Annotated in this window: 13 protein-coding genes; 6 read left to right on the top strand and 7 right to left on the bottom strand. The window is 44.0% G+C overall.

From position 1 onward, the window contains the following. Nucleotide 1 precedes the first annotated feature (1 nt). Nucleotides 2-280, bottom strand: coding sequence for a hypothetical protein (locus JGK07_RS20650; RefSeq protein ID WP_293176988.1), 279 nt, complete (start codon nt 278-280; stop codon nt 2-4). Between the two features lie 84 nt (nt 281-364). Here JGK07_RS20650 and JGK07_RS20655 point away from each other — a divergent pair, with 84 nt between their 5' ends. Both JGK07_RS20655 and JGK07_RS20660 read left to right on the top strand, forming a co-directional pair. Continuing rightward, nucleotides 365-607 (top strand): DUF4926 domain-containing protein, encoded by a 243-nt coding sequence (locus JGK07_RS20655; protein ID WP_015176446.1) that lies wholly within the window; start codon nt 365-367, stop codon nt 605-607. A 39-nt stretch (nt 608-646) separates the two neighbouring features. Next, nucleotides 647-820 (top strand): hypothetical protein, encoded by a 174-nt coding sequence (locus tag JGK07_RS20660; protein WP_293176984.1) that lies wholly within the window; start codon nt 647-649, stop codon nt 818-820. Nucleotides 821-904: 84 nt separating this feature from the next. On the opposite strand, the gene JGK07_RS20665 is transcribed toward JGK07_RS20660, so the two are convergent. From JGK07_RS20665 to JGK07_RS20680, 4 genes are all read right to left on the bottom strand, one after another. Next, nucleotides 905-1735, bottom strand: coding sequence for a S1C family serine protease (locus JGK07_RS20665; RefSeq protein ID WP_293176982.1), 831 nt, complete (start codon nt 1733-1735; stop codon nt 905-907). Between the two features lie 353 nt (nt 1736-2088). Further along, complete coding sequence (gene hemC, locus JGK07_RS20670; protein ID WP_293176980.1) at nt 2089-3060, bottom strand: hydroxymethylbilane synthase; 972 nt, start codon at nt 3058-3060, stop codon at nt 2089-2091. Nucleotides 3061-3753: 693 nt separating this feature from the next. Continuing rightward, complete coding sequence (locus tag JGK07_RS20675) at nt 3754-4758, bottom strand: hypothetical protein (protein WP_293191440.1); 1005 nt, start codon at nt 4756-4758, stop codon at nt 3754-3756. Nucleotides 4759-4916: 158 nt separating this feature from the next. Beyond that, complete coding sequence (locus tag JGK07_RS20680) at nt 4917-5477, bottom strand: hypothetical protein (protein WP_293176975.1); 561 nt, start codon at nt 5475-5477, stop codon at nt 4917-4919. A 192-nt stretch (nt 5478-5669) separates the two neighbouring features. On the opposite strand from JGK07_RS20680, the gene JGK07_RS20685 reads away from it, so the two are divergent. From JGK07_RS20685 to JGK07_RS20695, 3 genes are all read left to right on the top strand, one after another. Then, nucleotides 5670-6755 (top strand): T4 RnlA family RNA ligase, encoded by a 1086-nt coding sequence (locus tag JGK07_RS20685; protein ID WP_293216983.1) that lies wholly within the window; start codon nt 5670-5672, stop codon nt 6753-6755. Nucleotides 6756-6861: 106 nt separating this feature from the next. Next, nucleotides 6862-7710: an AAA family ATPase gene (locus JGK07_RS20690; RefSeq protein ID WP_293176971.1), complete on the top strand. Its 849-nt coding sequence runs from the start codon at nt 6862-6864 to the stop codon at nt 7708-7710. A 111-nt stretch (nt 7711-7821) separates the two neighbouring features. After that, on the top strand, nt 7822-8418 hold the full coding sequence (locus JGK07_RS20695) for a Uma2 family endonuclease (protein WP_293176969.1): 597 nt from the start codon (nt 7822-7824) through the stop codon (nt 8416-8418). A gap of 166 nt (nt 8419-8584) precedes the next feature. Here JGK07_RS20695 and JGK07_RS20700 read toward each other — a convergent pair whose 3' ends face one another. Further along, complete coding sequence (locus JGK07_RS20700; protein WP_293242782.1) at nt 8585-10120, bottom strand: mercuric reductase; 1536 nt, start codon at nt 10118-10120, stop codon at nt 8585-8587. Nucleotides 10121-10136: 16 nt separating this feature from the next. Next, entirely contained in the window at nt 10137-10868 is a 732-nt protein-coding gene (locus JGK07_RS20705; protein WP_293191436.1) for a TVP38/TMEM64 family protein, read from the bottom strand. 200 nt (nt 10869-11068) lie between these two features. Between JGK07_RS20705 and JGK07_RS20710 the strand changes: the two genes are divergently transcribed. After that, complete coding sequence (locus tag JGK07_RS20710) at nt 11069-12112, top strand: isochorismatase (RefSeq protein ID WP_293242785.1); 1044 nt, start codon at nt 11069-11071, stop codon at nt 12110-12112. The last annotated feature ends 99 nt before the right edge of the window (nt 12113-12211 follow it).

Genomic DNA, 12211 nt, shown 5'->3' on the forward strand with positions numbered 1-12211 from the left:
TTTACCTACCACGTTGTCGGCGTTTATAAGCACTCAAAGGTTTACCTGTTAACTCATACGCTGTTATAACAAAAGCGCTATATGACTCAGGTTCAGGAACGTAAACTATCTTAAGATAACGACCATCTATAGTTTGACCAATAGCTACCCGCGTACCTTCGCGCCCCAAACGATCCTCACCTGGCTTTCTCAGTATATCCTCAACTTCTACCTCATTAACTCCATGCTCATAGATATGAGGTAAATCAGTTTCAGGATCGATATAAAAGCGCAAATTCATACATTAATTATTTTTATTAAACAGATGAACCCCAATCAAATATAGCATAAAAATTGGCAATGTGATGTATAAGGAGCTATGAAAATGAAATTTCCCTTGTTTAAAAGAGTAGCATTACGAACCGATGTACCCAAGTACAAACTCTGTCGAGGAGATATTGCCACTATTGTTGAGCATCATCCCCACCCCGATGAGGATGGCTACAGTCTTGAAGTTTTTAATGCTTTAGGTGAAACTATAGCTGTAATTACTTTAGCTGAGTCGGAAATTGAACCGTTAATGTCTAATGAAGTTTTGCGTGTCAGAACTTTGACCGAGGCCGCATAATAAATATCCAATACTCATCGCTAGAAGGACGGCTTTTTTGTGTGTAAGGGCGATCGCTGTGAATGTATGGGAGGGAGGGCGATCGCTTTTTTGGGAGAAGGGCGATCGCTATGTATGATTAAAGTATTAGAGCTTTTAGTTGAAGAATATCAGGGAGACGGTACATCTCTCCCAAAACCTAAGACGATCGCAAAAAACCTACTATTTGCTTGAACCGTCGTTTGAGCCGATCGCCCTTTTCACATCTTTTCACAAAAAGTGCGATCGCCCGAATCACAGATTACCGACAACTAGCGACTATTCCTCATCAGGTTCACCCTCAAAAGTTTCTTCAAATCCAGCCAAGAAGTCATCCAATGCAACGGAGGCGATCGCCAAATTAATAGTATCAGCATCTTCCAACCCCCACGTATTCACCCCAACCACTTGACCGGCCATATTAATCAAGGGCCCGCCCGAATTTGCCGGATTAATCGCCGCATCCGTTTGCAACACCTTCACCTCGGCAATCTCATCCTCATCATCCTCGCCCACCTCATACTCTTCCGGTTCGCGAATTGCACTAATAATACCTTGAGTTACAGTTGCAGCAAACTGTCCCATAGGATTGCCCACAGCAATTACCCGATCGCCCACTTTGACATCAAAAGACAATTCTAGGGGAGGATATTCTTCGGGAGACTCCACTTGTTCCCCTGTTGCCGGATCGATGATAAAACCAGTAATCAACAGCAATGCTAAATCCTCTTCCGCATTACCTGTAAATACCACCTCTGCCATTCTCAACTTTCCGTCGTAAGTTTCCACTAAAACCTGTTCGACTTCATCTTCCTCGTAGAAGTAATCTTCATCGGCAATATCTTCGATAACGTGATAGTTAGTGACAATTACGTCAGGAGATACAAAAAAGCCGCTCCCGGAAGAAATTTCTTCTCCTGTATCCCAATCCATCACGTAAACTGAAACTACGGAAGGCAAGACTTGCTCGACGACATCGGAAAAGTTTCCTGTCTGAGTTTTAAACTCTTTCAATTGCTGCTGCAAAGCTTTCCGATCTGCCTGCATTTTGCGATAAAGTTGCTGAACTTTTGCCAATTCTAGCTTTAATTGAGTTTCCTGAGCGCTCATATTTTGCATTTCCCTGAAATAGGTTGTTGATTTATTGTCGATGTTTGATTGGAGATTTTGGATTGTATATTGACAATGATAGGGCTGATGCAAAGAAACCCAGTTGCTACGAAAAATCCTGGGCTTTACAGCAAGGTATCTATCCATAAACCGGGCTTCTCAACATCCTGCGGAGCATCCTAAATTAGTCAGATATTTGTGAATTTGGCAATTTTATTTAAAATCACCATCTAAAATCTACAATCAGACTGCTATTGTACCTGTCAAAACAAAAGCGAACCGCCAGTTATTTTTATTTTACCAAATGCGATAAATCGCGTCTCAAAGCCGTGAAAAACAGATGTCGATCGCATTTATGAACCGCGTTGAACTTCGACAAAGATTTCCTCTAAAATAACACTCGCTCCCTGGGCGCGCAGGCGGTGAGCGAGGTCTATTCCCAGCATTTCAGCAGTCTCGGCTGCGCCGGAAACAGTATCTTTGACGAATCGCTGGCCGTCGAGACTGGATACCATTCCAGTTAATGTTAATTGACCGTTTTCTATATTGGTATTGACGCCAATGGGTACTTGACAGCCGCCTTCTAATTCCCGCAGAAATGCGCGTTCAGCATGACATCTTTGGGCGGTTTCGGAGTGTTCGAGAGCTTTAATAACTTCCAGGATTTCTGGATCTCCGGCGCGGCATTCGATGCCCAAAGCACCTTGTCCGACGGCGTGGAGGGAGATTTCAGGATCGATAACTTGGTGGATGCGATCGCCCATTCCCAATCTTTCGAGTCCGGCAACTGCTAAAATAATCGCGTCGTAACCGCCATCATCTAATTTAGCGAGTCGAGTATTGAGATTGCCGCGAATATCTTTGAATACAAAATGAGGGAAATGGTGCCGCAGTTGAGCCAGCCTACGGAGGGAAGAAGTGCCGATTACTGCACCTTCGGGGAGGGTGTCAAGTTGCTTGTCTTTGTGCTTGGAGTGAACTACCAGGGCGTCAGCGGGATTTTCCCGTTCGGTGACACATCCTAATATTAAACCTTCGGGTAAGTTGGTCGGTAAATCTTTGAGGGAATGCACGGCAAAGTCCGTTTCACGGTTCAGCATTCCCGTTTCTAATTCTTTGGTGAAAAGTCCTTTGTCGCCGATTTTAGCGAGGGCGACATCAAGAATTATGTCCCCTTGGGTGGACATGGTGTGGACTTCAAAAGTGTGTTGCGGGAAGCGTTTCTGTAATTCTGCTTGCACCCAGTGGGTTTGAACGAGGGCGAGTTGGCTTTTGCGGGAACCGATGCGGACGGTTCGGGAAGGGGCAGATGTGGTTGGGGACATAAGATCGATCGCAGGATAGCTTGAAATGAGCCAGTATATTCACCTGATCTAGCGTACCGCAGGTGGGGACTTTAATTGCTGGTTGGGACAATTCGGGCGATAAAATAGTAATACCAGATATTGATCGGCAGCAGCGAGCTTTAAGGGTGTTTCCAATTTTGCGTTGGCTTGGGTGGCTTGAGTCGATCGGCATTTCGAGCCAAAGGCAGCCGAGGATGTATGATTTTCCTAGAGTTAATGCGGATGAACGCGGTAGAAGCCGGCGGCAGAGTTAGCTCAAAGGTGGCGGGATTTGGAGAGAGAAATATAGACAGGAGGGGAAAAGGGCGATGTAATTGCGATCGAACTTCTGAACCGGGCTAATAGAGTACCATCAAAAGTTAATTTATCAAATTACTAAAGTCATAAAACCATGAAAAATGCTCTTGATGTAGCCCGTTACTTTTTATGTCGTGTCGATCGCGAAACAAATGTAGGTTATTAAGGTACGTTGTTGCGCTTTAGCGCTCTTCTCTTGTCTATAAGACAATACGGTTTACTTAAGACTGCCCTGGGGGTAAAACCCTATGAAAAATAGATACTGCGTTGGCGAAGCCTGCCCGTTGGCGAAGCCGCCCTGAAAGGGCTAGGGCTTATGCTTCGTTCCGAGCGCTAAAGCGCAACAACGTACCTAATACAAAATCGAAAATAGTATTAACGTTGTCCTGCTTGAAGTGCAGAATTTACCATCGCAACAACATCTGACTGCCGTCCGTTTTTGAGACTTACTCGATACAACACCCCCAGCCTTTGCCACTCAACAGAAGCAATGCAGTAATTACCGCAACTATTGAAATAAGTTCCCTTCATTCCGCCTGCTAATTCAATACTTCTGTAAGTATCTCTCGGCAATTGCGAAGGAGGCGAAATCGGTTCATCTCTTTTCGCTTCAATTGTGCCGAAAGTACAGGCTCCCCCGCGACATCCTTTGCCGAAATACATTCCAACAATGTAGCCGTGGGAGCCAGCTTTGATATCAAAATCAAGTTGCTGAGTATCCGATAGAGGAAGCATACTCGGCAGAAAAACTGGTACTCGTGTTTTGCCTTTGATTTGCCCAAAAATGTTACTTACAGGAAAACGAGTTTTAGCTTGATTTGTACCTGACTTATTGGGGATTGGGGGAAACTTTTGGACATAATCTCTCCACTGTAAAACTCTATTTTTAGCAACGTTCAGAGTGGGAATTGAATATTTTACAACTGCAAGAGAAGGGCGGCCGTCTTTTTGATCGAAGTTGCGGCGAATGACTGTATTTTCGAGTTTGCCTAATCCGTAAGTTATGGCGGTGGAACGGGCTTTCTCGCAGCTAATTTTGAAGATTCCCATGTCAATGTTGCCATTTTCGGCTTGGTAAGACCAATTGTAACCTTCAGAAGTGCGATCGCGATCGCACAAAAAACGCGAAATCTCGAACATCTTGGCAAGATGAACGTCGTAGGGGCGCAGCTTGCGGCTGCTGGTAGATTGTGCAGTATTGCGATCGGGCACAATAAATTGGATGGATTGCCAGCCATCTTTGGAAGTATAATTAAACCAGCGAATTTCTGTCACAGACACTTCTGGACGTGCTAACGCGGAGTTGGGCGTCAAAAGTGCGATCGGCAAAGCAGTCACCACACCAGCAAAAATCGCCCAAAATAGTCCTTTTCCCCTCATCCTGATTTCCCTGTAGACATCACAACCATTCTCTCTTGCTTCCCCAGCTTAACTGGTTTCAAGGCTCCCAAAATATATAATATTCTCTGTCATTGCGAGGAACGAAGCAATCGCCAGGACTAAAATTGCTTCGTTTCTCTACAAAATCGCAAATTATCTTAGCGTTTACCAGCTTGAATAGCAGAATTTGCAATCTTAATTAAATCTGCTTCACCTCCATTTCTAATGGCTAGAGTATACATAAAACCCTGAGTTTTCCACTCAAGATTAGCCGTACAGTAAGCCCCGCAACCGTCGTGAAAATTTCCTTTCACTCCGCCCGCAAGTTGAACAGTTTTTAATGTCTTAGTTACCCCTTCCATTTTAGTAGAAAACTCACCACCTTTTTGACCTCTAATTTCCCCAAAAGTGCAAGCGCCCGTACCTTTGCAATCTGCTGTAAACTCCATAGAAACAATATAGCTGTCGGGTTTACTTTGGGTTCGATAGTAAAGTTTCTGCGAAACAGGAACCAAGCTGGGGATAAAAATAGGTACTTGCGTTTTGCCTTTTAACTTTGGCAAAATTTCACTTACAGGCACGGCAGCATCAGCTTTAGCAACAGGCTTTGTTTCCGCCAGCATCTGCGGCAACTTGCCCGCACCGAAAACTTGCGATACAGGTACTAAAGCAGTCAATACGCACGCAGAAGTCGCCAAAAGTAATAATTTATTGTTCACTATTTTCGTCCTCAATGTCGAAACAGTCCAGTTTGGCACCCAAGCGTGTTCACTTAATTTACAACACAACTCCCAAATACAAAAGCCACAACAGGCATTCAGGAAAAAAGCAAGTTTAAATTTTCTTTACAAATGCACGGAAATATGCAATTTCCGATAAAATAGAGAAGGCGAGTAATTTAGGAGTCAAACGTGGAACTGCAAGAGTATTTACGCCAGCACGGATTAGAAACTTTGTGCGAAACTTATCATATCAAAGTTACCCGCCACCGCCAATATCCTCATCTAGTCTGCCTGAAATACTCGCAGATAGAATCCCCGCTGGGCGAAAAAATAGTCCAGCAGTGTCGAGGTATTATTTTAGATTCATCTCAAAACTGGGAAATAGTTTCTTATCCCTACGACAAATTTTTTAATTACGGGGAAGGCCACGCCACAGCGATTGATTGGAGTCACGCCAAAGTTTATGAAAAGTTAGACGGTTCTCTGACTGTACTGTATTTTTATCAGGGAGAATGGAGAGTGCAATCTAGCGGCACTCCCGATGCAGCGGGTGAAGTTAATGGTTTTGGATTTAGCTTTGCCGAACTGTTTTGGAAAGTCTGGAAAGAATTGGGCTATGAATTACCGGAAGCAACCGATGAGTGTTTTATCTTTGAGTTGATGACACCTTATAATAGAATAGTTGTTCAGCAAAAAAACAATGATATCGTGCTGCACGGGGTTCGCAATACTGAAACCTTGCGAGAAACAGATCCCCTTTTCTGGGCAAACAGATATGTCTGGAAAGTAGTCAATTCGTATCCTTTAACTAGCTGGAAAGAAGTTATCGAAGCAGCTCAACATTTAGATCCAATGGATTTAGAAGGGTATATTATCTGCGATGCTAACTTCAACCGAGTTAAGGTTAAGTCTCCGCAATATGTGGCGATTTCCCACCTTCGCGAAGGGTTTTCGACGCGGCGGATGATCGAAATTGTTTTGACTAATGAAGGAGAAGAGTTTTTAGCTTATTTTCCCGAGTGGATTGACTTGTATCAAAAAGTTAAGAGTAAATATGAATTGTTAGTTCAAGAAATCGAGGAGGTTTACAGACAGCACGAATCTATCGAAGTTCAGAAAGATTTTGCCTTGGCTGTGAAGCATTTGCCATATTCTGGGATTTTGTTTTCTTTGCGGGCTCGCAGGGTTGCGGGAGTGAAAGAAGCTCTCCGCGATGTTACGATTCATAAGATAGAGGAGTTATTGGGTTTAGATTATATCAATTTAGGTTTGTGAGGTTCGCAGAGAATCGGCGGTTGAAACCGCTACTACACAAACAAAGTCCGCCTCCGCGGACTAAAGAATTAAGTTGCAAATTACCAATTATCCATTACCCATTACTATGAAAAGAGTTATTGTACTTGTCGGCTTACCTGCTTCTGGAAAATCTCTATTTGCGAGAGAATTGCTGCTGTCTGAACCTGCAAGATGGGTGCGTAGCAATAAAGATTTACTTCGAGAAATGGCTCACGCTTCTCATTGGTCTCCGGCGAATGAAAAGTTTATTGTGCAGTTGAGAGATACGATTATTCTGATGGCTTTGGAAAGTGGCAAGCACGTGATTGTGGACGATACTAATTTCGGGCCGCATATCGAACATATCAAAGAGTTGGTTAAGGGTAAAGCCATCGTTGAAGTTAATGATTCTTTCCTGCAAGTTCCGGTGGAGGAGTGTATTAAACGGGATTTGAAAAGACTTAATTCGGTGGGTAAAGATGTGATAATGAAGATGTACAATAAGTACGTGCGGGTTCCGGTTGCGCCGCCGGAATATAACCCGGATTTGCCGGATGCAATTCTTGTGGATATGGACGGTACATTAGCGCTTCTCAATGGTAGAAATCCTTTTGATGCTTCAAAGTGCGATCGCGATTTACCGAATCAGCCTGTCCTAGATACCATCCGCAAGTGGCAGTCTAGCGTTAATATTATCGTAGTATCGGGCAGAACCGATGACTGTCAACCTCAGACTGAACAATGGTTGCGGCAATACGAGGTGAATTATGCAGGTCTCTATATGCGGAAAACTGGGGATATGAGGAAGGATGCGATTATGAAGGAGGAAATCTATCGGCAGCAGATTGCAGGGCAATATAATGTTAAGTTTGTATTGGACGATCGCCAGCAGGTGGTTGATATGTGGCGATCGTTGGGATTGACTGTATTTCAAGTAGATGAAGGGGATTTTTAACGAAGGATGGATTCGGGCGATAAATCGCCCTGGCCGTGATGCTACAATCGAAGTAAGATTGAATCCAAATTTTACCTGTCAACTGTCAACTGTCAACTGTCAACTGTCAATATGATAGCTATTCCCCAACAACCCCCAAGGATGACCTTCGAGGAATATCTCGAATGGGAAGCGCAACAAGACATTCGCTACGAATATGTCAACGGCGAAGTCTTTGCGATGACTGGCGGTACAATTCCCCATAACGATCTTGCACTTAATTTTTACACGGCTGTGCGCCCTCATCTGCGTTCTAGAGGTTGTCGCGCGAACGTGTCAGATGTTAAATTGCAAGTCAGTCCTCGCAGCCGTTACTATTACCCGGATGTGATAGTTAGTTGCGATCCTGAAGATATGAATGCGCGCAAGTTTATTCAACATCCGAAACTAATTGTGGAAGTTCTCTCGCCCGGTACAAGTGGTAAGGATCGGGATGAAAAATTCACGGCTTACCTGAAAATTCCGACTTTACAAGAGTATATCTTGATTGATTCTGAAAAAATCTCCGTTGAACGTTACTGTCGGGGTGAGGGTAAAATGTGGCTTTACTATTCTTATAGTGCTGGAGAGATTGTAACTTTGTCAAGTATTGAATTTGAGTTGGCGATCGCACTTTTGTATGAAGGTGTTACCTTTGAAATAGAAACGGAAACAGAAACTGAAAAATAGGCTATTTCACATTTAAATTGCATATTCGGGACGGGCTAGAAGCCCATCCCACAAGAAACATCAACATACATAATTTGTTTCACCTTTAACTTTTATGTTTCGGACGGGCTAGAAGCCCATCCCACAAGATTAGATACAATTTGTGCGTAAATTATAATGGCATTTTTTACCGCGTCCAAGCCAGCCATTTATTGAACAAATTTTTCACAAAGGGAGTCAAGCGAGTACGATTGTAGGCATCCCCGGCTTTGCGAATCGCATCGGCTTGCGTTGGATACGGATGAATGACGCTGGCAATTTTTCCTAAACCAATATTGTTTACCATTGCTAAAGTAATCTCGCTAATCATATCTCCCGCGTGTCGCGCCACAATAGTTGCACCTAATATTTTATCGCTGCCTTTCTTGACGTGAATTTTCACAAAACCTTCATCTTCACCATCTATAATTGCTCTATCGACTGTATCGAAAGGAATCAAAAACGTATCGACATCAATCCCCGCGGCTTGCAATTCTCGATCGCCCATTCCGACGCGCGCCACCTCTGGGCTAGTATAAGTACACCAAGGTATCGTCAAAGTGCTGAGCTTTTTGCGTCCGAAAAACAGGGTGTTTTGGATGACCATTCTGGCGGCAAAATCAGCAGCATGGGTAAATTTATCCTTCATACAAATGTCACCGGCGGCGTAAATGCGGGGATTGGTTGTTTGCAAATTGTCGTTGACAAAGACGCCTTTTTCTGTATCGTACTCCACGCCGACAGTTTCTAGGTTCAATCCTTCCACGTTTGGCGATCGCCCTACGCTGACAATAATCTCATCTACCGTTACCGACGCTTCCTTACCTTGAGATTGATAATAAACTACTTTGCCTGCATTTGTTTGTTCAACGCGCTCTATTTTTGAGTCTAAAATTAATTGAATATCTTCCCTGACAAAAGCTTCCTGCACAATGGTAGCAGCATCGACATCTTCCTTGTCCAAAATCTGAGCATTTTTGTGCAGCAACACGACTTTGCAACCCAGGCGCCGAAAAGATTGGGCTAATTCGCAGCCGATCGGCCCACCGCCAATTACCGCCAAACGCTGAGGTTTTTCTGTGAGGTTAAATACAGTTTCATTTGTCAAATATCCAGCTTCCTTCAAACCGGGAATTTGCGGTTCTAGCGCCCTTGCGCCTGTGGTAATTACTGCTTTTTTGAATTTAAGAGTTTGACCTGCAACTTCTATGGTAGAATTGCTAGTAAAGCGACCGGAACCTAGGAAAACATCCACTCCTAAAGTGTGCTGGTAGCGTTCCACAGAATCAACATCGCTAATTCCCGCCCTAATCCGCCGCAATCTTGCCATTACGGCTGAAAAATCAATTTCTGTACCGTTAGGAACGCTAACCCCAAATTTACTTGCTTCCCCAATATCGGCGACAGTACGAGACGATCGAATCAGTAATTTTGAAGGCACGCAACCGACATTCAAACAGTCGCCGCCCATCAAATGTTTTTCAATCAAAGCCACTTTTGCACCCAAGCCAGCCGCGCCCGCAGCCACAATTAATCCGGCGGGGCCCGCGCCAATTACTACTAAGTTGTAGCTGCTAGCGGGCTGCGGGTTTACCCAATCCGGCGGATGCAAGTAGGAGACTAATTTTTGGTTGTATTCGTCCATCGGGGGGACTGTTACGCGATCGACTTTTGACTGCGACATGAGCAAATCTTCCTAATTAAATAGTTTCATCTAAAGCTTTGCGAGCAATCCTAGTTATATAGACGGTGACGGCGACAGCAGCCGTAAAACTGATGATATTAATCAACCATTTTACAAGTTCGGCTTGAGGATTTGCAGGCTGATTTACCGTACATATAGCAGCAATATTTCCTACCAAAGAACCTGAGTAAACGTACATCACGGTTCCCGGAATCATGCCGGAGGAACCTAATACATAATCTTTCAAAGAAACCTGAGTAATCCCCAAAGCGTAATTCAATAAATTGAACGGAAATAAAGGACAAAGACGAGTTAAAAAGACTATTTTTAATCCTTCTTTAGCAACGGCGCGATCGAGGGCTTGAAACTTTGGGTGAGCTTCCATATATTTTACCACGCGATCGCGCGACAGGTATCGCCCGATCAGAAAAGCAAAGGTCGCCCCTAAGGTGGCGGCGATTAATACGTATATGGAACCCCACCACAGCCCAAACAGCACTCCGCCTCCCAAGGTCAGCACGGAACCAGGTATAAATAGTATCGTAGCGAAGTTGTAGGTAGCGATAAAGGCGATCGGGCCCCAGACGCCTAAATGCTCGATTTGGATTAAAACAGCTCTTAACAGTCCTTGAACGTAGGCGGATCTAGTTGCTACAATTAACAGAGGGACTGCAAGGGCGATCGACAAAAACAACAATCTGCTTTTAAAAGTATAGCTGCTAGAAATCTGACTTGCTTCTGGCTCCATAATTGACCGATAAATAAATAGATACCAGCATTATATAGCAGTTGTTAACTTACCAGAAAGAATTGGTTGAAAGCCTCTCCCCTTGAGGGAGAAATTAAAATCAGAATATTCATTACTCCAATCCTCTTCCTTCTAGGTAGAGGTAGCTCTCAAACTGTCAACTGTCAACTGTCAACTGTCAACTGTTGAACATATCAACCATGACCACAAAAACACAACTCCCAATTCCAGAATATTTCGATGCCCATAAAATCAGTCAAATCTGGCGAGTTCCCTATCAAGAAAGAGCGACTGAAGCTAATAATTGGGCTTTAAAACATAGTATTCAGCCAGCAGCTAGCGACGAAAAGCGAATTTGTTTGCTAATAATTGATGCCCAAAATACATTTTGCGTACCGGAATTTGAACTATTTGTCGGCGGGCGTTCCGGTAGCGGTGCTGTTGATGACAACCTGCGCCTATGCGAATTCATCTACCGCAACTTAAACGCAATTACCACGATTGCGCCGACAATGGATACGCACACCGCCATGCAAATTTTTCATCCCATATTTTGGATCGATGATGCAGGCGAAAACCCCATTCCCGCCGCCACATTAATTACTCTGGAAGATGTGCAGCAAGGAATTTGGAAAGTCAACCCAGCCGTCGCCGATAGCATCGCGGGTGGGAATTATGCGGAACTACAAAAACACTGCCTTCACTACGTACAGAAACTCAGCGACAATGGCAAATTTCCCTTGACAATTTGGCCGTATCACTCGATGCTGGGTGGGATTGGACACGCCCTGGTTTCTGCGGTGGAAGAAGCGATATTTTTTCACAGTATGGCGCGCCACAGTCAAGCACTTTTTGAGATTAAAGGTGGGAATCCCTTAACTGAAAACTATTCGGTTTTGCAGCCGGAAGTCTTAGATGGGGCCGACGGAAATCCGATTGCTCATAAAAATGCTGGGTTTATTGATAAGTTGTTAGAGTTTGATGCGGTAATTATTGCGGGACAAGCGAAGAGTCATTGTGTTGCTTGGACGATTGATGATTTGTTGACTGAAATTGTGGCGCGGGATTCTATGTTGGCTAGGAAGGTTTATTTGTTGGAAGATTGTACTTCGCCGGTGGTTGTTCCTGGTGTTGTTGATTTTACTGAACAAGCAGATGCGGCTTTTTTAAGATTCGCGCAGGCGGGGATGAATGTGGTTAAATCTACTCAGTCAATTGATAGTTGGTCTGGTATTTGTTTGTGAGATATTTGATGAATGCTATGATATAATACGCTTAACTGAAAACCGATTCCCCTAACCCCCCCCTTAAAAAACAGGGTGGTTTTATTGTCGTTAGACAAA

This window comes from Microcoleus sp. PH2017_24_DOB_U_A (assembly GCF_020738205.1).
Classification (GTDB): domain Bacteria; phylum Cyanobacteriota; class Cyanobacteriia; order Cyanobacteriales; family Microcoleaceae; genus Microcoleus.